Source organism: Micromonospora sp. WMMD956, assembly GCF_029626125.1.
Taxonomy (GTDB): domain Bacteria; phylum Actinomycetota; class Actinomycetes; order Mycobacteriales; family Micromonosporaceae; genus Micromonospora; species Micromonospora carbonacea.
The window spans coordinates 2,014,972-2,038,933 of sequence record NZ_JARUBI010000005.1 but is presented as its reverse complement, the minus strand read 5'-3'; the positions used below and the strand labels follow the sequence as shown (position 1 = coordinate 2,038,933).

Annotated in this window: 20 protein-coding genes and 1 riboswitch; of the genes, 10 read left to right on the top strand and 10 right to left on the bottom strand. The window is 75.3% G+C overall.

Annotated features, from left to right (window positions below):
* Positions 1-277 precede the first annotated feature (277 nt).
* Both O7628_RS09420 and groL read left to right on the top strand, forming a co-directional pair.
* A complete protein-coding gene (locus O7628_RS09420; RefSeq protein WP_007073263.1) occupies positions 278-481 on the top strand; it encodes a cold-shock protein in 204 nt (67 codons plus the stop codon).
* 1,167 nt (positions 482-1,648) lie between these two features.
* Positions 1,649-3,271: a chaperonin GroEL gene (gene groL, locus O7628_RS09415; RefSeq protein ID WP_178066567.1), complete on the top strand. Its 1,623-nt coding sequence runs from the start codon at positions 1,649-1,651 to the stop codon at positions 3,269-3,271.
* A gap of 223 nt (positions 3,272-3,494) precedes the next feature.
* On the opposite strand, the gene O7628_RS09410 is transcribed toward groL, so the two are convergent.
* Both O7628_RS09410 and O7628_RS09405 read right to left on the bottom strand, forming a co-directional pair.
* Positions 3,495-3,758, bottom strand: a complete 264-nt coding sequence (locus tag O7628_RS09410) for a hypothetical protein (RefSeq protein ID WP_278129673.1) — start codon at positions 3,756-3,758, stop codon at positions 3,495-3,497.
* 189 nt (positions 3,759-3,947) lie between these two features.
* A complete protein-coding gene (locus O7628_RS09405; RefSeq protein WP_278129671.1) occupies positions 3,948-6,497 on the bottom strand; it encodes a S8 family serine peptidase in 2,550 nt (849 codons plus the stop codon).
* Positions 6,498-6,524: 27 nt separating this feature from the next.
* Between O7628_RS09405 and O7628_RS09400 the strand changes: the two genes are divergently transcribed.
* Positions 6,525-8,393 (top strand): glycerol-3-phosphate dehydrogenase/oxidase, encoded by a 1,869-nt coding sequence (locus O7628_RS09400; protein WP_278129669.1) that lies wholly within the window; start codon positions 6,525-6,527, stop codon positions 8,391-8,393.
* Positions 8,394-8,514: 121 nt separating this feature from the next.
* On the top strand, positions 8,515-9,015 hold the full coding sequence (locus O7628_RS09395) for a hypothetical protein (RefSeq protein WP_278129668.1): 501 nt from the start codon (positions 8,515-8,517) through the stop codon (positions 9,013-9,015).
* 20 nt (positions 9,016-9,035) lie between these two features.
* Here the strand turns inward: O7628_RS09395 and O7628_RS09390 are convergent, their stop codons facing one another.
* Entirely contained in the window at positions 9,036-10,436 is a 1,401-nt protein-coding gene (locus tag O7628_RS09390; protein WP_178066563.1) for an FAD-linked oxidase C-terminal domain-containing protein, read from the bottom strand.
* A 35-nt stretch (positions 10,437-10,471) separates the two neighbouring features.
* On the opposite strand from O7628_RS09390, the gene O7628_RS09385 reads away from it, so the two are divergent.
* On the top strand, positions 10,472-10,762 hold the full coding sequence (locus O7628_RS09385; RefSeq protein ID WP_278129665.1) for a DUF4031 domain-containing protein: 291 nt from the start codon (positions 10,472-10,474) through the stop codon (positions 10,760-10,762).
* 423 nt (positions 10,763-11,185) lie between these two features.
* On the opposite strand, the gene O7628_RS09380 is transcribed toward O7628_RS09385, so the two are convergent.
* The 3 genes from O7628_RS09380 to O7628_RS09370 form a co-directional block, all read right to left on the bottom strand.
* On the bottom strand, positions 11,186-11,890 hold the full coding sequence (locus O7628_RS09380; RefSeq protein WP_278129664.1) for a hypothetical protein: 705 nt from the start codon (positions 11,888-11,890) through the stop codon (positions 11,186-11,188).
* Positions 11,887-12,219, bottom strand: coding sequence for a helix-turn-helix transcriptional regulator (locus O7628_RS09375; protein ID WP_246384172.1), 333 nt, complete (start codon positions 12,217-12,219; stop codon positions 11,887-11,889). Before O7628_RS09375 ends, O7628_RS09380 begins: the two co-directional genes overlap by 4 nt.
* A 150-nt stretch (positions 12,220-12,369) precedes the next feature.
* Positions 12,370-13,056 (bottom strand): metal-dependent phosphohydrolase, encoded by a 687-nt coding sequence (locus O7628_RS09370; RefSeq protein ID WP_278129661.1) that lies wholly within the window; start codon positions 13,054-13,056, stop codon positions 12,370-12,372.
* Between the two features lie 108 nt (positions 13,057-13,164).
* Here O7628_RS09370 and O7628_RS09365 point away from each other — a divergent pair, with 108 nt between their 5' ends.
* Positions 13,165-14,388, top strand: a complete 1,224-nt coding sequence (locus O7628_RS09365; RefSeq protein WP_278136265.1) for an FUSC family protein — start codon at positions 13,165-13,167, stop codon at positions 14,386-14,388.
* Between the two features lie 161 nt (positions 14,389-14,549).
* On the opposite strand, the gene O7628_RS09360 is transcribed toward O7628_RS09365, so the two are convergent.
* Positions 14,550-15,848, bottom strand: a complete 1,299-nt coding sequence (locus O7628_RS09360) for an aminotransferase class V-fold PLP-dependent enzyme (protein ID WP_278129659.1) — start codon at positions 15,846-15,848, stop codon at positions 14,550-14,552.
* A 46-nt stretch (positions 15,849-15,894) separates the two neighbouring features.
* Positions 15,895-16,014: riboswitch (SAM riboswitch) on the bottom strand.
* Between the two features lie 24 nt (positions 16,015-16,038).
* Here O7628_RS09360 and O7628_RS09355 point away from each other — a divergent pair.
* A complete protein-coding gene (locus O7628_RS09355; RefSeq protein WP_074472372.1) occupies positions 16,039-17,538 on the top strand; it encodes a PrsW family intramembrane metalloprotease in 1,500 nt (499 codons plus the stop codon).
* 105 nt (positions 17,539-17,643) lie between these two features.
* Here the strand turns inward: O7628_RS09355 and O7628_RS09350 are convergent, their stop codons facing one another.
* Together O7628_RS09350 and O7628_RS09345 are read right to left on the bottom strand one after the other, a co-directional pair.
* The gene (locus O7628_RS09350; RefSeq protein ID WP_176734729.1) at positions 17,644-17,805 is read right to left on the bottom strand and encodes a hypothetical protein; all 162 of its coding nucleotides are present in this window, start codon (positions 17,803-17,805) and stop codon (positions 17,644-17,646) included.
* Between the two features lie 162 nt (positions 17,806-17,967).
* Positions 17,968-18,315: a co-chaperone GroES gene (locus O7628_RS09345; protein WP_178067867.1), complete on the bottom strand. Its 348-nt coding sequence runs from the start codon at positions 18,313-18,315 to the stop codon at positions 17,968-17,970.
* Positions 18,316-18,440: 125 nt separating this feature from the next.
* On the opposite strand from O7628_RS09345, the gene O7628_RS09340 reads away from it, so the two are divergent.
* Entirely contained in the window at positions 18,441-19,817 is a 1,377-nt protein-coding gene (locus O7628_RS09340; protein WP_347405231.1) for an AI-2E family transporter, read from the top strand.
* 45 nt (positions 19,818-19,862) lie between these two features.
* Here the strand turns inward: O7628_RS09340 and O7628_RS09335 are convergent, their stop codons facing one another.
* Entirely contained in the window at positions 19,863-22,025 is a 2,163-nt protein-coding gene (locus O7628_RS09335) for an ATP-dependent DNA helicase (RefSeq protein WP_278129655.1), read from the bottom strand.
* Positions 22,026-22,163: 138 nt separating this feature from the next.
* On the opposite strand from O7628_RS09335, the gene O7628_RS09330 reads away from it, so the two are divergent.
* Together O7628_RS09330 and O7628_RS09325 are read left to right on the top strand one after the other, a co-directional pair.
* Positions 22,164-22,670 carry a DUF402 domain-containing protein gene (locus O7628_RS09330; protein ID WP_178066558.1) on the top strand — a complete coding sequence of 169 codons (507 nt, stop codon included), beginning with the start codon at positions 22,164-22,166 and terminating at the stop codon, positions 22,668-22,670.
* A gap of 166 nt (positions 22,671-22,836) precedes the next feature.
* Positions 22,837-23,748, top strand: a complete 912-nt coding sequence (locus tag O7628_RS09325; RefSeq protein WP_278136264.1) for a PPK2 family polyphosphate kinase — start codon at positions 22,837-22,839, stop codon at positions 23,746-23,748.
* The last annotated feature ends 214 nt before the right edge of the window (positions 23,749-23,962 follow it).

Here is a 23,962-nt window from a genome sequence, read left to right as displayed (position 1 = left end):
GTCCCCGTCGGGGCGCTGCCCGGGTCGGTCGGCGGGCGGGAACCTGCTGTCATCCCGCATACCTATCGCAGTGATGGCCGCCTATGCCGCACCGGGTTGAGGTCGGTCCGTTATAGCCCTATTTGTGGTCGTGCGCCGTCGTCACTCCTCGTGTAGCGTGCGATTTCGGTCACTGGTTTCCCGGTCGGCGCAGACGGGTGAAACCGGTGTTCCCGGGGCCGCCGGTTCCGTCGGCGTACCCGCTCGTGGAAGGCCGCGCGACGTTAGGAAGTGCACCGTGGCACAGGGCACCGTGAAGTGGTTCAACGCCGAGAAGGGCTACGGCTTCATCGCCGTCGACGGGGGGCAGGACGTCTTCGTCCACTTCTCCGCCATCGAGATGGACGGCTACAAGGCGCTGGACGACGGGCAGCGCGTGGAGTTCGAGATCGCGCAGGGGCAGAAGGGGCCGCAGGCCGAGCGCGTACGCGTCGTCGCCTGACGCCCCGACCGGTTGGCCCGCGGGCGGGCGGGCCACCGATGGCCGGCGGAGCGCGCCGCCCCGGTCGGCGCGGACGGATCGGTCCGGGGCGGCGCGGACGGGGCGGTCCAGGAATGCTGCGGACCGTTCCCACATCGCCGCCGGGGAGGGCGCACGTCCCAGGGCGCATGTCCCAGCCATCTCCGTCCGATCGATCGATCCCACCGGGGCCCGAAGGGCCGGTCGGCCGTGCTTGGTCGGGCTGCGGTCGGTTTCCCGGCCGCCAGGTGCCGCGCCGGGTTGCCGACCCACCCTGGCCAAGGCTCCACCCTGGTCCGGCCCCAGCTTGGTCCGGCGCCAGCTTGGCCCGGTGCCACCTTGGCCCAGCACCACCTTGGCCCGGTGCCACCGCCGGTTCGCGCCGTGCCGTCCCGCCGTGGTAGCCCTGCCCACCGGGCCGCGCCGCGTCGTGGCCGCCGCCCGGCTGTGTTTCCGCCCGGACCCGCTGGTCGGCCTGCCCGGGGAAGGGGCGGGCGGATGGTCCCGGGTGCCCCGGCGCGCCGCGCCGCGGTCGGTGGCCGCTCGTGCCGGTCCCGGCTCTCGCCTGCTCTGGCCCTCGCCTGCCTGGCCGCACCCTCTCGGCTCTCTCGCCCTTCTTGGTCCGACCGTCCTGCCTCGTCGGTCCTGCCCTCGTCGGTCCTGCCCTCGTCCGTCCTGGCCTTGGTCCGTCCTGGCCCTGGCCGTGTGCCTGGTCGCCCTGGTGCGCCTGGTCGTCCCGGTCCGGCCGGTCGTTACGGTCGTCACGTGCGCCGGGCGGCGGGCGTACGAGGGGTCGGTTACCGCCGCCCGGCCGGCGGGTGAAATCGGCTGAACCGGCGGGCCGGGTCGCGCTGGTCAGGTGGGGTCGACCCGGTCCGTCCGCCGCATCGTGCTTGCACTCGGCAGGGCAGAGTGCTAAACAAGTCATTGGCACTCGCCTTGGGTGAGTGCCAATGGTCGGGACGGTGGGGCCACGGCCGCACGGCGGAGATCCGTCGGGCGGCACATGGCCGGTCGTCGCGGGCTATCCGGCCCGGCCGAGGAGACGTCGTCGTCGCCAGGTGGCGACGTCCCAAGGTGCGTACACCAGGCGGCCCATCCGGGACACACACTCGGGTGGCCCGTGAGTGTCCAGGAGGACAACGCCGTATGGCCAAGATGATCGCGTTCGACGAAGAGGCTCGCCGCGGCCTCGAGCGGGGCATGAACCAGCTCGCCGACGCCGTGAAGGTGACCCTCGGCCCGAAGGGCCGCAACGTGGTGCTCGAGAAGAAGTGGGGTGCCCCCACCATCACCAACGATGGTGTGAGCATCGCCAAGGAGATCGAGCTCGAGGACCCGTACGAGAAGATCGGCGCCGAGCTGGTCAAGGAGGTCGCCAAGAAGACCGACGACGTGGCCGGTGACGGCACGACGACGGCGACCGTCCTGGCCCAGGCCCTGGTCCGCGAGGGCCTGCGCAACGTGGCCGCCGGCGCCAACCCGATGGCCCTGAAGCGGGGCATCGAGGCCGCCGTGGCCAGCGTCTCGGAGGAGCTGTCCAAGCTCGCCAAGGACGTCGAGACCAAGGAGCAGATCGCCTCCACCGCCTCCATCTCCGCCGGTGACAGCACCGTCGGCGAGATCATCGCCGAGGCGATGGACAAGGTCGGCAAGGAAGGCGTCATCACCGTCGAGGAGAGCAACACCTTCGGCCTGGAGCTCGAGCTCACCGAGGGCATGCGCTTCGACAAGGGCTACATCTCCGCGTACTTCATGACCGACCCGGAGCGGATGGAGGCCGTCTTCGACGAGCCCTACATCCTGATCGCCAACAGCAAGATCTCGTCGGTGAAGGACCTGCTCCCGATCCTGGAGAAGGTCATGCAGTCGGGCAAGCCGCTGCTGATCATCGCCGAGGACGTGGAGGGCGAGGCCCTGCCGACCCTGGTGGTCAACAAGGTCAAGGGCGTCTTCAAGTCCGCGGCCGTCAAGGCCCCCGGCTTCGGCGACCGCCGCAAGGCCATGCTGACCGACATCGCCATCCTCACCGGTGGCCAGGTCATCAGCGAGGAGCTCGGCCTCAAGCTGGAGGCCGCCGGCCTCGACATGCTGGGCCGCGCCCGCAAGGTCGTGGTGACCAAGGACGAGACCACCATCGTCGACGGTGCCGGCGACGCCGAGCAGATCCAGGGCCGGGTCAACCAGATCCGGGCCGAGATCGACAAGAGCGACTCCGACTACGACCGCGAGAAGCTGCAGGAGCGCCTGGCCAAGCTGGCCGGCGGTGTTGCGGTGATCAAGGTCGGCGCGGCCACCGAGGTCGAGCTGAAGGAGCGCAAGCACCGCATCGAGGACGCCGTCCGCAACGCGAAGGCCGCCGTCGAGGAGGGCATCGTCCCGGGTGGTGGCGTCGCGCTGGTGCAGGCCGGCAAGACCGCCTTCGACAAGCTGGACCTGACCGGCGACGAGGCGACCGGCGCGCAGATCGTCAAGATCGCGCTGGACGCCCCGCTGCGGCAGATCGCCGTCAACGCCGGCCTGGAGGGTGGCGTCGTCGTCGAGCGCGTCCGCAACCTGGACGCCGGCCACGGCCTCAACGCCGCCAGCGGCGAGTACGTGGACCTGCTGGCCGCGGGCATCATCGACCCGGCCAAGGTGACCCGGTCGGCGCTGCAGAACGCCTCGTCGATCGCGGCGCTCTTCCTCACCACCGAGGCCGTCGTCGCGGACAAGCCGGAGAAGGCCCCGGCCGCCGCGGCTGGCCCGGGCGGCGGGGACATGGACTTCTGAGTCCAGCTCCCACCGGAGTTCAGTTACACCGCACGTCGAGGGGGCGGGTCGCGTCAGCGGCCCGCCCCCTCCGCGCCGTCACGGCCGCCAGCGCCGGCCACTCCGGCCTCGGACACTCGGGCCGTGGGCACTCCGGCCAAGGCCACTCGGTCCTCGGGCACTCCCGTGTCGGGCACTCCGGCCTCGGGCACTTGCCCGCCGGCGGCTCTCACGCCGGCGGCTCTCACGTCGGCAGGGGCGGCTGGTCGCGTCGCCGCCCGGCCCGACCGGGCGGCCGGCGAATGCGGATCGGCTCGTCAACGCGGATCGGCTCGTCGACCAGGACCACCGGCTCCTCCGCCCCGGGCGCGTCGCCCCCGGCCATCTCCGCCAGTTGCTCGGCGTCGCCGTAGTCCAGCCGGTCGAACGGCAGTTGCCCCGGGATCTCCTCGACCGGCACCCAGGCGGCGGAACGTGGAGCCTCGGCCCGCTCGTCGTCCGTGGTCATCGCGGCCTCCTCACCTCGACGGTAGGTGACCGTCGATGCCGGGGCGGCCGAACGGCGCTATCCGGCCCGGTGCCCGTTTAGCCTGCCGCCAGGGCGAGGATCGCGGGGCCGCCGCCGGGGCGCGGGGCGCGAGGTGAGAAGGGGACCCCTCTCTACCGTATGCGTTAACAAGGGGCCCTTCCTTACCGCTCAGCGGGCCGCGCGGACAGCGGCGTACGCGTCGACCAGGCCCGCCCCGCTGATGTTCGCGTCCCCGCCGCAGGCGTCGGCCGGCTTGCGGGAGGCGTACGTCGCCCCGGCCGGGACGGCGGTGTCGCGCAGGATCCGGCGGGTGCGCTCCAGGTCGCCGACCAGCGTCGGGTTCGCCGACCACATCAGCGCCACCACGCCCGCGACCTGCGGGGCGGCCATCGACGTGCCGTCGAGGGTGGCATAGCCGCCGCCCGGCATCGCGGAGAGCACCCCCACGCCCGGGGCGACCACGTCCGGCTTCGCCGCGCCGGGCGCCGGCCCCCGGCTGGAGAAGTCGGCGACCTGGCGCTCCCGGTCGGTCGCCCCGACGGTGAACACGTCCGGGTACGTCGCCGGCGGATCCTCGATCGACCGGCAGTACGGCCCGGTGTTGCCGGCCGCCGCGACGACGAAGATGCCCGCCGCGTCCAGCGCGTCGGCCGCCGGCCGCAGCGCCGCCGGGTCGCAGCCCTCGATCGGCGGGCAGCCCCACGAGTTCGTCAGCACCTGGGGGGCCCGCTCGGGCCGCCCGTCGGTGAACGGGTCGCCGCCGGCCGGGAACGGGGCCAGCATGAACTGGAGGCAGTCGAGGTAGCGCGCCGGGCTGCCGAGGTTGCGGTCGAGGTTGACGCAGCCGACCCAACTCGCCCCGGGGGCCACCCCGATCCCGTCCCGCCCGACGGCGCTGCCCGTCGTGTGGGTGCCGTGGCCGCCCTGGTCGGTCGGCGCGCGGGTGTGGTCCCACGGGTCGTACCAGGAGTCGTCGCCGCCGCGGAAGCCGCCGGCCAGCGCCGGGTGCCGACCGTCCACCCCGGAGTCGGAGCTGCCCACCACGACGCCGGCCCCGGTGACCCCGAGCTGCGACCAGACCTGGTCGGCGCGGAGCAGGGAGACGTTCCACGCCGGCCCGGAGGGGCCCGCCTGGTCGCCCCGGCTGGTCGGCGCGGGGGCCGGCAGCGGGCGCAGCCGCTGGCTCAGCAGCACCCGGTCCACCTCCCGCCGGCCCGACAGCCAGGCGCGCACCGCCGGCCCGCCGTCCACCTCGATCGCGTTGACCAGGTAGTACGGCGTCGGGTCGAGCCCCAGCCGGGTCAGGTCGCGGCGCAGCCCCGCCTGGGTGCGTTCGGCGGTTTCCACCAGCCGCCGGTAGACCTCGCGGGCGCGGGCGTCCCGGCCCGCCTGGCCCGTCCCGCCGGTGGGCACGCCGCTCAGGTCGGCCTGCTCGCGCAGCACCACGAGCAGCCGTTCGCCGTGCAGGCCGGGCTGGCCGGGGCCGAGGTGGACCAGCGCCGCCCCGGCGAGCAGCACGCCGACGGTCGCCACCGCCACCGGCCGGCTCGGCGCGTGCCCGTTCGGGCGGGCCAGCAGCACGCCGTACACGATCGCCAGGAGCGCGGCCACCGCGAGCCCGGCGGCGGCGGCGACCGCCACCCAGAACGGGACGTCGCGGGTGGCCGCCAGGAGCAGGGTGATCTCCTCCGGGTCGGCGAACGCCAGTGGCCCGAACGTGGCGAGCCCGACCAGCCAGCGCACGGGCGCGGGGCCGACCGGCCCGCCGGAGCGCAGCGCGGGCGTCTGGAGGGCGGCCAGCGCGAAGCCGAGCGGGGGCAGGGTCAGCAGGGCGGGCAGTTGCGCGCCGGACTGCCCGGTGCCGGCGGCGAGCAGCAGCAGCGTCACCCCGGCCACCAGGCCGCCGACCAGCACCAGCCGCGCCGGCCGGTGCGGCGGCCCGCCCGCGAGGTGCGCCCAGAACCGGGCGTCGAGCAGCACCCCGGCGAGGACGCCGACGGCCGCGGCGGCCGCCGCCGCGAGCACGGTCTCCAGCAGCCCGCCGAGCGCGCCGAACCAGGCCCAGGGCAGCAGCGTCGCCAGCCCGGCGGCCACCGCCAGCCAGGTCACGGCGGGTGGGGCCGCCGGAACGGTCCCGCGCGGACCGGCCGGGGCGGTGGGCGCGGTGGGCGCGGTGGGGTCGTGCGGGCGGTCGGGCCCGGCGGGGTCGTCCGGGTGGCCGGCCCCCGAGGGCGCGGCGGGGTGGTCCGGGCGGCCGGCGGCCGGCGGCGTCGGCGCGGGGCCCCGGACCAGCCGGGGCAGCACCACAGCGAGCAGGACCGCCGTCGCCGCCAGCGCGGCCAGGTACGCCTCGTGGTGCACCGGCGGCAGGGCGCGCAGGCCGGTGAGCGCGCCGAGGGCGAGCAGCCCGCCGAGCCAGGCCCGGCCGGTGGTCCGGACCGCCCCCGAGCGGGGCAGCAGGGCCAGCAACAGCGCCGGCACCCCGGCCAGCAGCACCGTCACGACGGCGACCACCGGCCACAGCCAGACCACCCGGTCCAGGCCGGTGGCGAGCCGGACCTGGTCGGCCAGCCAGCCGACCAGCTCGGCCGGCGCGACGACCGCGACCGTCCAGCACCCGGCCACCGCCGCCGCGACCACGGGCCACGGGCCGGGGCGGGCCGGCGGGACGGCCACGGGCGACAGAAAGGGACGACCTGCGTACGGACCGACCTCCATCCCCCGACAGTACGGCCGGATCACGACATGCCGTGCGGTGGCCACGGCGGTTACGGTGGACGGGTGCGTGACCCCAACGTCTCCCGAAGCGTCGCCGGCCAGCTCTCCCCGGCGCGCCGCGCCGCCGACCTGCGGCGACTGCGCGCCGAGCGGTTCGACGTCCTGGTGATCGGCGGTGGCGTCACCGGTGCCGGCGCGGCGCTGGACGCCGCCTCCCGGGGCCTCAAGGTGGCCCTGGTGGAGGCGCGCGACTTCGCCGCCGGCACCTCCAGCCGGTCCAGCAAGCTGATCCACGGCGGCCTGCGCTACCTGGAGCAGCTGGAGTTCCACCTGGTCCACGAGGCGCTCACCGAGCGGGGGCTGCTCGCCACCCGGCTCGCCCCGCACCTGGTCCGGCCGGTGCCGATCCTGGTCCCGCTGCCCGCCGGCAAGGGCGTGCGCGACCTGCCCGGCCGCACCTTCCGCCGCTCCTACTACGGCCTCGGCGTGGCCGCGTACGACGCGTTCGCCGGGCTGTTCGGGGGCGGGCGGGGGATGCCGCTGCACCGGCACCTCACCCGGGAGGGCGCGCGGCGGGTCTTCCCGAGCCTGCGCGCCGACGGCCTCGCCGGGGCGATCCGCTACTACGACGGGCAGGTCGACGACGCCCGGCTGGTGGTCACCCTGGCCCGCACCGCCGCCAGCCTGGGGGCGACGGTGGTCAGCAGCACCCGCGCCGTCGGCCTCGTCCGGCAGGCCCGCGAGGTGACCGGGGTCCGGGTCCGCGACCTGGAGGCGCCGCCCGGCTCACCGGACGCCGAGTTCGACGTACGCGCCCGCACGGTCGTCGCCGCCACCGGCGTGTGGACCGACGACATGTCGCGGATGCTCAACGACGTCGGGCTGCGCCGGGGCGTCCGGGTCCGGGCGTCGAAGGGGGTGCACCTGGTGGTGCCCCGCTCGGCGATCACCGGCGAGACGGGCCTGATCCTGCGTACCGCCACCAGCGTGCTGTTCGTCATCCCCTGGGGCGGGCACTGGATCATCGGCACCACCGACACCGACTGGCGGCTCGACCGGTCCCACCCGGCCGCGTCGGCCCGCGACATCGCCTACCTGCTGGAGCAGGTCAACACGGTGCTGGACCGGCCGCTGACCACCGACGACATCGAGGGCGTCTACGCCGGCCTGCGGCCGCTGCTGGCCGGCGAGGCGGACTCCACCTCCAAGCTGTCCCGGGAGCACGCGGTGGTCGAGCCCATGCTCGGGCTGCTGCTCGTCGCCGGGGGCAAGTACACGACGTACCGGGTGATGGCCTCCGACGTGGTGGACCGCGCGGCCCGCCGGCTCGGCGGGGTCCGCCCGTCCCGCACGGCCGACCTGCCGCTGCTCGGCGCCGACGGGTACGCCGCGATGTGGCGGGACCGGGCCGACCTGGCCCGCCGGCACGGGGTGCCGGTCGGGGTGGTCGAGCACCTGCTGGAGCGGTACGGCACCCTCACCCTCGACCTGTTGGCGCTGGTCGACGCGGATCCGCTGCTCGCCTCCCCGCTGGCCGGCGCGCCGGAATACCTGGCGGCCGAGGTGACGTACGCGGCCCGCGCCGAGGGGGCGCTGCACCTGGAGGACGTGCTGACCCGGCGTACCCGGATCTCCTTCGAGACCGCCCACCGCGGCCTGGAGTCGGCCGAGCACACCGCCGAGCTGATGGGCGCGGTGCTGGGCTGGGACGCGGCGACCCGGGCGCGCGAGGTCGCGCACTACCGGGCCCGGGTGGAGGCGGAGCGGGAGTCCCAGCTCATGCCGGACGACGCGACGGCGGACGCGGCCCGGCTCGGCGCGCCCGACGTGCGGGGCTTCGCGGCGGACCGGGGCACCGACGGCGACCCGGTCGAACTCCCGTCGTCCCCCCGGTAGCCGAACCCTTACCGGAGGGCGGGCCACCCCTGACCGGCCGCTCGGCCGGTACCCGCCTGCACCATGATCGGGTACGTTCCGGCGCGTGATCCGCCCTTTCCGTGCGCGTTCGATCATCCCGGTGGCCGCCGGTGCCCTGCTCGCCGCGGCGCTCGCCGCCTGCTCGGCGGTCGGGCCGGTCCGGCGGGCCGGCACGGCGACCGCCCCGCCGCCCGACGGGACGCCGGCATCCCCGGCCGGCGGAGCGGCGGCCGGCGGGTCGGCACGGGTGGAACTGGTGCAGAAGCACGGCCAGGACGGCCCGGTGCGGATGCTGACCGTCCTGCCCGACGGGCGGTGGGAGTGCAGCAACTGCGCCGGCGACGACGTCCGGTCGTCGGGGCAGCTCGACCCCGAGCGGACGCAGCGGCTGCGCGCGCTGCTCACCGACGAGCGGCTGGCCGCCGAGACCGACAAGGCCCGGGGCTACCGGGTGAGCTGCATCGACGCGCTGACGTCCGTGCTGGTCACCACGCCCGGCCCGATCACGATCGAGGACTGCCCGGGGGAGGACCGGCCGCCCCTCGGGTACGAGATCCTGCTGCTGCTCACCCAGGCCACCCCGGCGGAGGTTACCGCCTGACGGTATGTCCGAGGACCGCGTCAGAGCACCTTGCCGGGGTTGAACAGCCCCGCCGGGTCGAGCGCCGCCCTGATCGCCTGGTGCACCCGCACCCCGACCGGCCCGATCTCCTGGGCCAGCCAGTCCCGCTTGAGCAGCCCCACCCCGTGCTCGCCGGTGCAGGTGCCGCCCAGTTCCAGCCCGAGCCGCATGATCTCGTCGAACGCCCGCCGGCCCCGCTCCACGCTCGCCGGGTCGGCCCGGTCGACCACGATGTTCGGGTGCAGGTTGCCGTCGCCGGCGTGCCCCACCACCCCGATCGGCACGGCGCACTCCTCGGCGATGCGGGCCACCCCGTCCAGCAGCTCGGCGAGCGCCCCGCGCGGCACCGCCACGTCGTCGATGACCAGACCCCCGTTGCCGCCCGGGTACGCGTCGGCGGCGAACTTCTCCATCGCCGGGTGGGCCAGCCGCCGGGCCTGGAGCAGCGCCGCGGCCTCCACGGCGTCGGTGGCCGCGTACACCTCGTCGGCCCCGGCGTATTCGCACACCTCGGCGATGCGGGCCAGGTCGTCGGCGGCCCGCGACCCGGTGTCCACGGCGGCCAGCAGCAGCGCCTGCGCGTCGGTGCGCAGCCCCATCGGCTGGTACGCCTCGATGGCCCGCAGGTGGGTGCGGTCGAGCAGCTCCAGCAGGCTCGGGGTGAGGCCCTTCGCGGCGATCTGGGCCACCGCCGTGCCGGCGTCCGCCGTCGAGTCGAAGACGGCCACCAGGGTCAGCGACTCCTCCGGGGCGGGCCGCAGCGCGACGGTCACCTCCGTGATCACCCCGAGGGTGCCCTCCGAGCCGACGAAGAGCCGGGTCAGGTCGTAGCCGGCGACGCCCTTGGCGGTGCGCCGCCCGGTGCGCAGCACCTCGCCGGAGGCGAGCACCACCTCCAGGCCGAGCACGTACTCCGTGGTCACGCCGTACTTGACGCAGCACATGCCGCCCGCGTTGGTGGCCACGTTGCCGCCGATCGTCGACGACTCCCAGGAGCCCGGGTCCGGCGGATAGTAGAGCCCCTCCCGGCGCACCGCCCCGGCCAGCGCCGCGTTCACCACGCCGGGCTGGACCACGGCGATCCGGCCCACCGGGTCGATCTCCAGGATCCGGTCCATGGCCACCGTGCTCAGCACCACCGCGCCGTCCACCGCGTTCGCCGCGCCGGCCAGCCCGGTCCGCGCACCCTGCGGCACCACGGGTACGCCGTGCCGGGCCGCCGCCCGGACCACGCCGGCCACCTGGGCGGTGTCGCGCGGACGGACCACCACCAGTGGCGTGCCGGAGGCGCACAGGTCGGCCTCGTCCCGCTCGTGCATCCGCAGCAGGTCCGGGTCGGTCAGGACGGCGGCGTCACCGAGGAGGGCGCGCAGCTCAGCGAGGAGAGGGGATCCGGCCATGCAGGAGAGGTTAACCGGCGGCTAGGTTGGCGGCCATGCTGTACGTGGACCAGCCCCGCTGGCCGGCGCGCGGGCGACTCTGGTCCCACCTGATCAGCGACGCCTGCCTCGCCGAGCTGCACGTCTTCGCCGAGACGCTGGGCGTGCCCCGGCGCGCCTTCGACCGGGACCACTACGACATCCCCGCCGAGCGGTACCGGATGGCGGTGCACCTCGGCGCGCGGGTCGTGCCGAGCCGCGACCTGGTCCGCCTCCTGCGCGCGGCGAACCTGCGCCGCCCCAAGCACCTCCACCGCCCCAAGCACCTTCACCGCCCGGCTCCCTGAGCCCGGCGGTGCCGTTCTCCGCTCTACGCTGGTGCCGCGCCGGCACCTGCCCGACGACGCGTCGCCGGATGTCCGACGACGGAGCCGGGCAGGCCGCGCCGGCGCACCGGGGAAGCCCCCGCCCCCAGGTGTGGGAGCCGCGAGGCGGGGCCTTCCCGCCCGGTGTGGGCTCAGCTGGACGTCAGGTCAGCTGGGCCCACATCCGTTTCCGGCCAGCGTCACCACGAGGCCCGCCGAGTAGGCGACGACCTTCAGTGCCAATGCCACCCACTCGCCGACCTCCCTCCACCGGTTGGCTTTGGTCCGCTGGTTTCCTCGCGGGCCCGAAGGCCCCTTACGGCGCATCGTCACTCGCGCCCCTCCCGAGATCGACGGGTCGGGAAACGGTTCGTCCCCCGGCCGTCGGGACGATCCGCGCCCACCTCAATCCGGGGGTTGTGCCAGCCGGCGCGGTGACGGGCGGCGCAGCTCGTACCGAAGCTCGAACATCCGGTTGAACTGCCTCAGCACGTAGAGCAGTTGTGCCCCGTAGGTGCGCCTCTCTTCCGCGAGCCCGTACAGTTCGGCCCGGAGCTCCTCGTCGTACCGTGCCCGCTGGTCCGGCGGAAGGATCCGGACGATGAAGTCGACCATGCGTAACGCCTGCCTTCGCGGCTGAAGCTCGGCGTCGATCGGCGGGATGTCCTCGGCGAGGTGCGCCTCGGATCGTCCGAGATCCTCGGCGAGGTCGCGATCGAGGTGTACGCGGATCCCGACGTGCGCGAAGGTCCCGTACCCGCCGGTGAGGGCGAGTCGCAGGTCCTCGGCGCTGCGGCAGGCGAGATGGAAACACCGGACGAGGAAGCTGACCCGGGCGCTGTTGTCGCCCGTCCGCCACGCGGTTCCCTCGGCGAGGGCGAGAGTCCTGTCGAGTTCCCGGGTCAGGGCCTGGTCCAGATCGCACACCCGGCGGTAGGCGCGTCGGTCGTCGCGGTTCTCCAGGTCGTGAACGATGGCGATCACTTCGCGGTCCAGCCGGGCGATCTCGTCAGCCAACGGGCGACCTTCGGGAATCCGCTGCGCCAGGTCCTCGGAGAGGGCGGAGAGCACTTCGAGGTCGCGGGACAGGTGGTATGCGTGGAAGCTCATGCGAGCCCACCCGGGAGGGCCGGGTTCGCACCGCGGAAACGGCGGGCCTCGACCGCGGCCAGGGCGGTGCGCGCCTGCTGTGCGCCGTCCGGGCTCAGCCGGTAGTAGCGCCTGCGCGGCCGTCCGGCCCGATGCGGGTCGACGTTCTCCCAGTGGGACTCCAGCCAGCCCACCTTCTCGAGGCGGGCCAGGATCGGGTGGATGGTGCCGCTGGCCAGGTTGGCCTCCTCGCAGATCTGCAGGCCGTATCTCGCCTCGGCGGGCTTGTCCAGGAGGACCCGCAGCACCCGCTGTGTCGCCAGCGTCATCCGCACTTCCGATGTGGACATGGTCGTACTCTACCTAGCTACCTCTACCTCTAGCTAGCCCCCTCGGCGTCGCCCCCCGACCTCGGCGATCTTGCACTTTGGGCCCACCTCTTGGGGTTTTCATACCTTATGTCGGGGCCGTAAGTGCAAGATCACGAAGAGGGGGTGGCGTCAGGGGGTGTGGGGGGTGTGGGGGCTGGGAGTGAGGGTGGTCAGTTCGCGGGTGAGGTTGGCGTGGGCCTGCGGGGTCCAGTGGGTTTGCAGGTGGGGGTGGTGGTAGAGGGTGGGCAGGGACAGGAGGGAGCGCAGGATGCGCGCCCGGCCGCAGCGGAAGTCCCCGTCCGGCACGTGCGCGTACTCCCGGCGGATGGCGGCGGCATAGCGGTCGTACTCCTTGGGCGGCCCGGCCAGCACGGCCAGGTCGGCGTCGCAGAGCAACGCCCCGTCGCGGTCGTCGGCGGCGACCGCGTGCCCGGCGGTGAGCAGCACCAGCCGGCGCACCTCGGCCACCGCCGCCGGCGGCACCCCGAGCCCGGTGAGCAGCCCCTCGGCGAGATCGGCGCTGGCACGCTCGTTGGCGTCCCCGGCGGCGCGCGGGTCGTAGACCGCGTCGTGGCACCAGGCGGCGAGGCGGACCAGGTCCGGACGACCGGCGCAGCCGGCGTACGCGTCGACCACGTCGAGGACGGCGGCCAGGTGCCGGACCGTGTGGTAGTGGCGGTGCGGCTCCCGCCAGCGGGCCAGCAGCTCCTGCCCGGCGCGGGTCAGCGCGGGGCCGTCGGGTGCGCCGGCGCCCCGCACCGCCGCCCGCCACCGGGCCACCAGGCAGGCCCCCCGCCCGTCGTCCAGCTCCGTCACCCGGCCGAGTCTGCCGCAGCGGGCGAGGATTCGCCGTCCCCGCTACGGGTAGTCCCCGCCATGGCCGTGGCCCGGGACCGCCGACCCTCGCTGCTGGGGCGCGCCACGATGCGCGACGGCAACGGCGGCGACGTCGACGCGCCACGGATCGCGGCGGCGATGGAACAGCTGCGCCACCGGGGCAAGGCCACGCTGCACGACCGGCTGCACCGGGTCCGGATGGCGCTCGGGCTGGCCGTCCAGGCCGGGCTGGCCGCGGCGCTGGCCTGGATCGTCTCCCACGAGCTGCTGCACAACCCGCAGCCGGTCTTCGCGCCGATCTCGGCGGTCGGCACCCTCGCCGCGTCGGTCGGCCAGCGGCTGCGGCGCACCGTCGAGCTGATCATCGGGGTGGCGGTCGGGGTGTTCCTCGGCGACGTGCTGATCTACTTCCTGGGCACCGGCGGTTGGCAGCTCGGGATGGTGGTGACGGCGGCGATCCTGCTGACCATCTTCTTCGGCGCGAGCGTGGCGATCGTCATCCAGGCCGCCGCGACGGCCGTGCTGATCGTCACGCTCAGCCCGTCCACCGAGAACCTGGAGATACCCCGCTTCGTGGACGCGTTCGTCGGCGGCGGGATCGCGCTGGTGGTGACGGCGATCCTGCTGCCGTTGAACCCGCTGCGGGTGATCAACCGGGCCGCCCGGCCGGCGCTCGACCTGCTCGCCGACCAGCTCGACGTGGCCGCCGCCGCGCTGCGCGACCGGGACCGCGACAGCGCCCAGGGCGCACTGGAGCGGCTCCGGGAGAACAAGGCGGAGCTGGCCACCTTCACGGAGGCGATCGAGGGCGCGAAGGAGACCAGCACCCTCTCCCCGGCCCGCTGGCACCGGCGCAGCGAGCTGACCCACTACGCCGAGGCGGCCGAGCCCATCGACCGGGCGATGCGCAACAGCGGCACCCTGATCCGGCGCTCGGTCACCATGATCGAGGACGGCGAGCCGGTGCCCGGCCCCATGCCCGACGCGGTGGGCCACCTCGCGGAGGCGGTCCGCCTGCTCCGCCACGAGTTCGCCGTCGGGGCGGAGCCGGAGAAGGCCCGGGAACGGTCCCTGCGCGCGGTCAGCGAGGCCGGCCGGGCGTACGAGCAGGGGGTCGGATTCTCCGGCAGCGTGGTGGTCGCGCAGGTGCGGACCACCGCCAGCGACCTGCTGGTGGCCTCGGGCATCGAGCAGCAGGAGGCGAACCGGCTGGTCCGGGAGTCCTTCGGCGAGCAGGAGAAGCCGGCCCCGGAGGCGGACGAAGGCGAGCCCGGCCCCCGCAGGTCGCCCGCCGCCCCGTCCGTCGGCTGAGCGGCCGGCCCGCGCTCAGCCCCGCCCCGTCCGTCGGCTGAGCGGCCGGGCCGCGCTCAGCCCCGCCCCGTCCGTCGGCTGAGCGGCCGGGCCGCGCTCAGCCCCGCCCCGTCCGTCGGCTGAGCGGCCGGGCCGGGCCGCGCTCAGCCCCGCCGACCGGGTCAGCCCAGCTCGGCGAGGGCGGCCAGCAGGCGGTCGACGTCCCGCGCCGTGCTGCCCAGGCCGAGGCTCGCCCGCAGGGCGGTCGGCGGCAGGTCCGCCCGGCCGCTGCGGGCCGCCGCCTCGGCGAGCAGCCGCCGGGCCAGCGGGTGTGCGCAGAACAGCCCGTCGCGGACCCCGACGTCGTGCCGGGCCGCCAGCTCCGCAGCCACCTCGCCCGAGTCCCGGCCGGCGACGACGAACGAGACGATGCCGACGCGGGGCGCGTCCGGGCCGAAGGTACGCAGCTCCACCACGTGCGGCAGGGCGGCCAGGCCCTGCCGGAGCCGGGCCAGCAGGGCCTGCTCCCGGGCGTGCAGCTCGTCCCGGTCGGCCTCGGTGAGGGCCGCGCAGACCGCCGCGAGGGCGACGGCGCCGAGCAGGTTGGGGGTGCCCGCCTCGTGCCGGGCCGGGCCGGCGGCCCAGCGCACCTCGTGCGTGGCGTCCCCGACGTGGCTGGTCGCGCCCCCACCCGCCAGGTACGGCGGGGCCGCGTCGAGCCAGTCGCCCCGCCCGAGCAGCACCCCCGCGCCGAACGGCGCGTACAGCTTGTGCCCGGAGACCGCCAGGTAGTCGACGCCCAGCGCGGCGACGTCGACCGGGGCGTGCGGGGCGAGCTGGGCGGCGTCCACGGCGATCCGGGCGGCGTGCCGGCGGGCGACGGCCGCCAGCTCGGCCACCGGCCAGCGTTCCCCGGTCACGTTGCTCGCCCCGGTGACCGCCACCAGCACCGGCGGGCCGGCGGGGCGGCTCGGGCCCCCGGCCCCCGGCGTCGCGTCCCGGCGCAGCTCGGTCAGCGCCGCGTCCAGGGCCCGGACCGCCTCGCCGGGGCCCGTCGGCACGGGCAGCCGCACCGAGCCGTGCGGCCAGGGCAGCAGGTTGGCGTGGTGCTCACCGGCGAACGTCACCACCGTCGTCCCGGTGGGCAGGGTGCGGGCCAGCAGGTTCAACGCGTCCGTCGTGTTGCGGGTGAAGATCACGTGGTCGCCGGGACGGGCGCCGAAGAAGTCGCCGACGGTCTGCCGGGCCCGCTCGTAGGCGAGGGTGCAGCGCCGCGACAGCGCGCCCGCGCCCCGGTGCACGCTGGCGTACCAGGGGAGCAGCTCGGCCACGGCGTCGGCCGCCGCCCGCGCGCACGGCGCGCTGGCCGCGTGGTCCAGGTTGGTCTGGCCCGGCACGCCGAGCACGTCGAGCGGCCGCGACGACGCCGGCGCGGTCCGCGCGGGCAGCGGGGCGGGCGGGGGTACGAGGGTGACGGTCATGCCGACCTCCGGGTCCGGGGACCCCGGGTGACGCCACCGGAGACGGGGTCCGCGCTTGCCCAGCGCCGGACGGGGCTGGGCCCGGTCATCACCCGGGGCACCCCACCGCGAACTCGACGAGGGTTGCCGGCCAGCAAGCCGGGGCTTGACGCTGGCGCTCGTGACCTGACGACAGGATAACGGTCGGCGGATGCGCCCGGAACGGGCGGCGGGGGGTGACTACGCTGACAGAATGGCCGACACCCCACCCGGCGGCGCGCCGGTGCCGCCGTGGACCGCGCCCGACGTCCCCGCGCCGCCCGGCGGGTCCGCCCCCCGGATGCCGCTGCGCCGGCTGGGCTGGCGACGGTTCCTGGTGCTGGCCCTGGTGGTGCTGCTGATCGCGGCGTGCGCGGTCTACATGCTCTTCGTGCTCGGCTCCAACCTCGGGCCGCAGGCGCTGCTGATCGGGGTGGTCGCCGCGATCCTGCCGGTGCCGGTGCTGGTCTCCTGCTTCCTGTGGCTCGACCGGTACGAGCCGGAGCCGCTGAAATACCTGATCTTCTGCTTCGCGTGGGGCGCGTTCGTCTCGACGGCCGCCTCGCTGACCGTGAACGAGTTCTTCGCCGCCCGGTTCGCCGACTGGGGGCTGCCGAACGCCCTCACCGGCGTGCTCGTCGCGCCGTTCATCGAGGAGCTGACGAAGGCGCTCGGGCCCATCCTGCTGCTGATCTTCCGCCGCCGCGAGTGGTCCGGCATCACCGACGGCCTGGTCTACTGCGGGCTGTCGGCGGTCGGCTTCGCCATGGTGGAGAACATCCTCTACCTCGGCGGCTACGGCTACGCCTCCGGCGTCGACGAGTACGGCCCGGCCACCGGCGCGCGGCAGGTCATCGCGATCTTCATCGTCCGGATCCTGCTGTTCGGGTTCGCGCACCCGCTGTTCACCTCGATGACCGGGGTGGGGCTCGGCATCGCCGCCCGCACGGCCGACCGGCGGGTGCGGTTCCTCGCCCCGCTCGCCGGCCTGCTGCTGGCGATGATGCTGCACGGCACCTGGAACCTGCTGCCGTCGCTGGCCCAGGCCACCGGCCAGGCCATGATCGCCCTGTACGGCTACCTGGGCGTGATGGTGCCGATCTTCTTCGCCATGGTCGGGCTGGCCATCTGGCTGCGCGGCTGGGAGGGGCGGCTGACCGAACGCACCCTGCCCGACTACGTGCGGGCCGGCTGGCTCACCCCGCCCGAGGTGGCGTCGCTGGGCAGCCTCGGCCGGCGGCACGCGGCCCGCACCTGGGCCCGTCGGGTGGCCGGCGACGCGGGCCTCAGGGCGATGCGGGGATACCAGTTCTCGGCCACCCGGCTGGCGCTGCTGCGCGACGGGATGCGCCGGGGGCTGGACCGCCGGCCCGCCGACCGGGAACGGACGATCAGGGAGGAACGGGAGCTGCTGGACGCGCTCACCGCGTACCGGTCGTTCTTCGTCGGACGGGACCCGCAGGCGCCCGTCGGCAGCTGGGACGGCCACCGCTACCACCTGCGGTTCCCCGACGGCTCGCAGCGCGCCGTCGACGCGCCGGACGAGCCGGTCGTGCCGATCCCGGTGGTGCTCGTCCCGCCGCCCCCGCCACCGGCCCACCCGGCGGGCTACGGCCCACCCGGCTGGTACGGCCCCCACCAGCCCCCGCCCTGGCCGCCACGGACGGGCTGACGCCGGGCGTGTGCGGGGTGGGCGGGCGGCCGGGCACGGGCGGGTGTGCGGGCGGGCCCGGCACGGGCTGACGGCCCGGCGTGTGCGGGTGTGCGGACGGCCCGTTCAGGTCGTCAGGCCGGTGAGGAAGTCGCCCATGCCCTGCGCCATCGCCATCAGGCCCCCGCCGACCGACCTGCACACCTGCGCCGCGCCGTCCGGCCGGAACGCCACGAAGTAGATCAGGAACGCGACGCCGCCCCAGAGGAACACCTTTTTCCAGAACACCGGCACACGCTCCCCTCCCCAGGGTGCTGGACGTGCCTGGCTTCCCGTCGCGGACGGCCGCAAACGAAGCAGCCCCCGCCAGGCCGCGCACGGTGCGCCCCGGGGGAGGAGTGTCAAGAGGGGCCCCCTGCTATGCAGAAAGCGTTAACAGGGGGCCCTTCCTTACAGGTAGAGGCCGGTGGAGCCGGTGGTCTCCGCCTCGACGCGTTCGGCGGCCACGGCGTGCACGTCCCGCTCGCGCAGCAGCACGTAGCCCCGGCCCTGGAGCTCGACCTCGGAGCGGTCGTCGGGGTCGAAGAGGACCCGGTCGCCGGAGACGATCGAGCGGACGTGGGGACCCACGCCGACGGCGGTCGCCCAGGCGAGGCGCTTGCCGACGGCGGCAGTCGCCGGGATCACGATGCCGGCGGTGGAGCGGCGCTCACCCTCGCTCCCCTCCAACCGCACCAGCACCCGGTCGTGCAGCAGGCGGATCGGCAGGCCGGAGTCGAGGCTGTCATCGGCGGTCACGACGGGAACGGTACCGCGTCCCCGCAGACCGGTCCGCCGGTGGTTACGGGGTCGAGCCCCAGGGCAATGTTGGCGCAACCGCCCTAGGCTGGGCCGGTCGGACGTATCCTGTCCACCCCTGTCGTCTGGGCGGGCGGGTTCTGCTGCGGGAGGTGCGCTTGAGCCGCTTCGAGCGGGTGTGGGGACGGCTGCACCGCGCGTACGAGTCGGGACGGGACGCGGTGCGGCAGGCCCGCGCCGACCCGACCGGGCGGGCCGACGTGACGGGCCGCCGGGCGTCGCCCGGCAGCGTCGACGCCTCGGCCGGGGCGGGGGTGGCCTCGCCCCGATCGCCGGGGCCGGTGGCCCCGCCGTCGGCGGTCGTGGTCGGTGCCGAGCCGCCCGCCGCGCTGCACAACTCCACCTCCAGCCGCGACGACGCGGACGTGCCGCACGCGCTGCGCATCGCGGCCGCGTGGTCGTGGCGGCTGATCGTCATCGGCGTCGTGTTCTGGGCGCTGCTGAAGATCGTCGCCACCGTCAGCATCGTGATCATCCCGCTGGCCATCGCCATGCTGCTCTCGGCGCTGCTCGCGCCGGCCGTGGGCTGGCTGCTGCGGGCGCGTTTGCCCCGTTCGCTGGCGACGGCCGTGGTGCTGGTCGGCGGCCTGGCGGCCGTGGTCGGCACGCTGACGCTGGTGGTCAACGAGTTCATCAAGGGCGTGCCGGAGCTGAGCAAGAAGTCCTCCGAGGGCGTGCGGCAGATCCAGGACTGGCTCAAGACCGGCCCGCTGCACCTGTCGGACAGCCAGCTCGACCGGTACATCGAGGAGGCCCAGTCCTGGATCAACAACAACACCGAGCGGTTCACCAGCGGGGCGGTCTCCACCGCGGCGACCCTGGCCGAGGTGCTCACCGGCATCGTGCTGGTGCTCTTCGCCACGTTCTTCTTCCTGCGTGACGGCAGCCGGATCTGGCGGTTCCTGGTGCGGCTGCTGCCGGTGGCGGCCCGGTGGAAGGTCGACGACGCCGGCCGGGCGTCCTGGGAGACGCTGGGCGCCTACGTGCGGGCCACGGTGCTGGTCGCGTTCATCGACGCGGTCGGCATCGGCACCTTCCTGGTGATCTTCGACATCCCGTTCGCGTTCCCGCTGGCGGCGCTGGTCTTCCTCGGCGCGTTCATCCCCATCGTCGGGGCCGCGCTCTCCGGTGGGGTCGCGGTGCTGGTGGCGCTGGTCGACAGCGGCCCGGTCACCGCCCTGATCATCCTCGGCGTGGTGATCGGCGTGCAGCAGGTCGAGGGGCACGTGCTCCAGCCGCTGATCATGGGCCGGGCGGTGGCCATCCACCCGCTCGCGGTGATCATCGGCATCGCGGCGGGCGTGGTGCTCGCCGGGATCACCGGCGCGCTGGTGTCGGTGCCGCTGATCGCGGTGCTCAACACGGCCGTCCGCCGGCTCGCCGCGCGGACGGTGCCGGACACCCCGCCCGACGCCGTGGTGGTCGCCTCGCAGGCACCCTGACCGGCCGACGGGCGAACGACAGCCAGCCCCGCCGGCCCGGCCGCGTCACGACCTGCCGAGCCGCTCCAGCGCCCCCCGGGCCACCTCCGGGCGCGTCGTGTACCAGAACGGGGGCAGCGAGCGGCGCAGGAACGGGCCGTAGCCCCGGGCCGTCTCCAGCCGCGAGTCGAGCACCGCGACCACGCCCCGGTCACCGGTGGCCCGGATCAGCCGGCCCACCCCCTGCGCCAGCCGGACCGCCGCGATCGGCACGCTGACGGCGGAGAACCCGGAGCCGCCGCCCGCGTCCACGGCGGCGGCGCGGGCCGCCGCGAGCGGCTCGTCCGGCCGGGGGAACGGCAGCCGGTCGATCACGACGAGCTGGCAGGAGTCGCCCGGCACGTCGACCCCCTGCCACAGCGACATCACGCCGAACAGACAGCTCGACTGCTCCTCGCGGAACCGGCGCACCAGCAGCGGCAGTGACTCCTCGCCCTGGAGCAGGACCGGCAGGTCGGTCTTCGCGCGCAGCAGCTCCGCCGCCTGCTGCGCGGCCCGCCGGGAGGAGAACAACCCGAGGGTACGCCCACCCAGCGCCCCGACCAGCGCCAGCAGCTCCTCGCCGGCCGCGTCGGGCAGCCCGGAGGCGGCGGGGCGGGGCAGGTGCGCCGCCACGTAGAGGATGCCCTGCCGGGCGTAGTCGAACGGGGAGCCGACGTCGAGCGACCGCCAGCCCGGCCCCTCCGTGGCGGGCACGGTGCCGGTGGTGGGGCGGCTGCCCGGGGCGGCGGCCACCGGCGTCGCGCCGGCCGGGGCGTCCCCCCGGGCGGTGGCGGCGGCCAGCGCGGCGGCGGCCGGGGACGGCGGGGCGGGCGGCGGCGCCTCCAGCCCCAGCGCCCGGGCCACCGTGTCGAACCGGCCGCCCAGCGCCAGGGTCGCCGAGGTGGCGACGACGGTGCGCTCGTCGTAGAGGTGGGCGGCGAGGGTGCCGGCGACCGACAGCGGGGCCACCACCAGGGCCCGGCGGCTGCCGTTGTCGGGCTTCTCCACCCACGCCACGTCGTGCTCGGACTCCTCCAGCAGCCGTTGGGCGGTGGCCGACAGCTCGTCGAGCACCGCCTTGGCCTGCTGCTTGCGGACCGGGTCCGGGTCGTCGGACTTGACCTCGCCGATCGCGTCGAGCGCGGCCCGGGTGGCGGCGTCGAGCAGGGTGCACGCCTCGCGCAGCGGGCCGGGCAGCCCGGCGGTGAGGCGGCCGGCGGGCACCTCGGCCAGCCCGACGGCGAGCGCGTCGCCGGCCTCGGTGAGCCGCTCGGCGACCTCCGGACGCAGCAGCGGCCGGGCCCGCCGGGTGGACCGGTCGATCAGCTCCGGCACCAGCTCGGCCTGGGCCGCCGAGGAGACCCGGTCGGCCAGCTCGTGCGCCTCGTCGACGATCAGCAGCTTGTGCGGCGGCACGATGTGCCGGCCGGCGATCATGTCGACGGCGAGCAGGCTGTGGTTGGTCACCACGATGTCGGCCTCGCGGGCGCGGGCCCGGGACGCCTCGGCGAAGCACTCCGCGCCGAACGGGCAGCGGGACGCCCCCACGCACTCCCGGGCCGGCATCGACACCAGCCGCCAGGCCAGGTCGTCGACGCCCGGGTCCAGCTCGTCGCGGTCGCCGGTGTCGGTCTCCATCGCCCAGTCGCGCAGCCGCTCGATCTGCTTGCCGAGCCGGCCCGCCTCGCCGAGCCACCTCCCGCCCCCGCCGCCCGACCGGGGCTCGACGGCGTCGAACAGGGTGTCCGCCGGCTCGTCCTCCGTCGAGTTGTCCAGCCGGGCCAGGCACAGGTAGTGGTGGCGGCCCTTGAGCACGGCGAAGGTGGGCCGGCGGCCGAGCACGGGCTCCACCGCCTCGGCGAGCCGGGGCAGGTCGTGCTCGACGAGCTGGGACTGCAACGCCAGGGTCGCGGTGGAGACCACCACCGGGCCGTCCACGGTGAGGGCCGGGGCCAGGTAGCCCAGCGACTTGCCGGTGCCGGTGCCGGCCTGCACCAGCAGGTGCTCGCCGGAGGCCACGCACTCGGAGATCGCCGTGGCCATCTGCTGCTGGCCGGGGCGGGCCGCGCCGCCGGGGACCGCGCCGACCGCGGCGGCGAGCAGCTCACCGGCGTCGGCCCGCTTGCCGCGCCGCCGGGCGGAGGTGCGGGGGAGGGCGGAACCGGGAGCGGTGCGCGGCGGAGTCACCGTGCGAAGGTACCCGTCGCCGCCGACACCGGTCCGCCCCCGCCCCGCGTGGCGGGGTCACCGTACGAAATCTCCCGGCATCGATTCCGTTACTTCCCCCCGCGCGACGGGTGGGCGGAATCGACTAGGGTGCGACTCATGCCGAGCGACGTGGTCCGCGTGATCTACCGCAAGTACGACGGCAGAGCCCACCGCGACTACCCGGCCCGCCGCCTGGCCACGGACGATCTCGGCGTGTGGCTCGGCGTGCCGGCCGGCACCGAGTCCATCTACCACGGCCAGCCGTCGGTCGAGCAGATCCCCTTCGTCCTGCTGGTGCCGCACCACGCCTGGTGGACGTGCATGTTCAACCCGCCGCCGCGCACGAGCGAGGTCTACTGCGACATCGCCACCCCGGCCCGCTGGGAGGGCGACGACACCGTCCACCTGTTCGACCTCGACCTCGACGTGGTGCGCCGCCGGGGCACCGGCCTGGTCGAGCTGCGCGACGAGGACGAGTTCGCCGAGCACCGCGAGCAGTTCGGCTACCCCGACGACCTGGTGGCCGAGGCGGAGACCGCCTCCCGCTGGCTGCTGGGCGTGCTCGGCGACGGCAGCGAGCCGTTCGCCACGGCGTACCGGAAGTGGCTGGCCCTGGTGGTCTGAGCCCGGCCCGCCCACGGCCCGCCGCCGGCGACCGCGAACGTGACACCGCGCCCGACGGGCGGGAGTGGCCGGGGTAGGTGATGATCCAGTCATGAGCGGGTTCGATGGTGCGCGGTCGGCTGCCGGCCGCGCGGTCCGGGACGTCGTGCCGCCCCACGGGGCGACGATGCGGGAGTTGCTGCGGGTGGGCGGGGGCGCCGTCGACCTGGCGGCGATCGACCCCCGGTCGACGCCGGGGCTGCCGCCGGTCGCCGCCGAGGGCGACGGAGGCCGCAAGGCGTGGGCGCGGGAGCAGGTGCGGATGCTCGGCGCGGCCCTGGGGCGGCAGCAGGAGATGCTGTACGCCGGCGCGCAGGCCGCCGCAGGTCGGGGCGCGCCCGCCGGCGCTACCGCGGCGGCCGACGCCGCACTGGGGCGGGGCCGGCCCGACCGGGTGCTGCTGGTGTTGCAGGCCATGGACTGCGGCGGCAAGGACGGCACGATCCGGCGGGTCGCCGGGGCGATGAACCCGCTCGGGCTGCACATCCGGTCGTTCGGGCCACCGACGCCGCGGGAGCGGCGGCGCGGCTTCCTGTGGCGGATCCGCCGGGCCCTGCCACCGTCCGGCTACGTCGGGGTCTTCAACCGGTCGCACTACGAGGACGTGCTGATCGCCCGGGTGGAGTCGCTCGTGTCGGAGGCCACCTGGCGGGCCCGGTACGACCAGATCAACGCCTTCGAGCGGGAGCTGACCGGCTCCGGGGTGCGGCTGCTCAAGGTCATGCTGCACATCTCGTACGCGGAGCAGGGCGAGCGGCTGCTGGCCCGGCTGACCGACCCGACGAAGCACTGGAAGTACCACCCGAGCGACCTGGACTCCCGGGCCCGCTGGGGCGACTACCAGGCCGCGTACGCCGAGGCCCTGAGCCGGTGCGGCACGGACGCCGCGCCGTGGCACGTGGTGCCGGCCGACCGGAAGTGGTACCGCGACTGGGCGGTGGCGCACCTGCTGCGGGAGACGTTCGACGACCTGGATCTCGGGTATCCGCCGGCGGACTTCGACGTGGCGGCGGAGCGCAGGCGGCTGCGCGGCGGCTGACCGGCCGGTTTCGCGGCGGCTGACCGGCGGTGAGCTGGCCGGGCGTCGTCCGGCGGTCGGCCGGCGCTCGTGGGCCGGTGCCCGGTGGTTGCGGGCCGGGTGCCCGGTTCCAGGTGAACGACAGGTGAACTACCAGTAAATGGCGGCTGGCCAGGGGTGGGCCGACGAATTCGCGGCCCGGCCGTTTCCTAGCATTCCCGTTGCAGGCACCCCC

Coding starts and splice junctions, on each gene's coding strand:
- groL (WP_178066567.1), top strand. CDS start 1,649: ATGGCCAAGATGATCGCGTTCGACGAAGAGGCTCGCCGCGGCCTCGAG.
- O7628_RS09410 (WP_278129673.1), bottom strand. CDS start 3,758: ATGACCACGGACGACGAGCGGGCCGAGGCTCCACGTTCCGCCGCCTGG.
- O7628_RS09405 (WP_278129671.1), bottom strand. CDS start 6,497: ATGGAGGTCGGTCCGTACGCAGGTCGTCCCTTTCTGTCGCCCGTGGCC.
- O7628_RS09400 (WP_278129669.1), top strand. CDS start 6,525: ATGCCGTGCGGTGGCCACGGCGGTTACGGTGGACGGGTGCGTGACCCC.
- O7628_RS09390 (WP_178066563.1), bottom strand. CDS start 10,436: ATGGCCGGATCCCCTCTCCTCGCTGAGCTGCGCGCCCTCCTCGGTGAC.
- O7628_RS09385 (WP_278129665.1), top strand. CDS start 10,472: ATGCTGTACGTGGACCAGCCCCGCTGGCCGGCGCGCGGGCGACTCTGG.
- O7628_RS09380 (WP_278129664.1), bottom strand. CDS start 11,890: ATGAGCTTCCACGCATACCACCTGTCCCGCGACCTCGAAGTGCTCTCC.
- O7628_RS09375 (WP_246384172.1), bottom strand. CDS start 12,219: ATGTCCACATCGGAAGTGCGGATGACGCTGGCGACACAGCGGGTGCTG.
- O7628_RS09365 (WP_278136265.1), top strand. CDS start 13,165: ATGCGCGACGGCAACGGCGGCGACGTCGACGCGCCACGGATCGCGGCG.
- O7628_RS09360 (WP_278129659.1), bottom strand. CDS start 15,848: ATGACCGTCACCCTCGTACCCCCGCCCGCCCCGCTGCCCGCGCGGACC.
- O7628_RS09355 (WP_074472372.1), top strand. CDS start 16,039: ATGCGCCCGGAACGGGCGGCGGGGGGTGACTACGCTGACAGAATGGCC.
- O7628_RS09330 (WP_178066558.1), top strand. CDS start 22,164: ATGCCGAGCGACGTGGTCCGCGTGATCTACCGCAAGTACGACGGCAGA.
- O7628_RS09325 (WP_278136264.1), top strand. CDS start 22,837: ATGCGGGAGTTGCTGCGGGTGGGCGGGGGCGCCGTCGACCTGGCGGCG.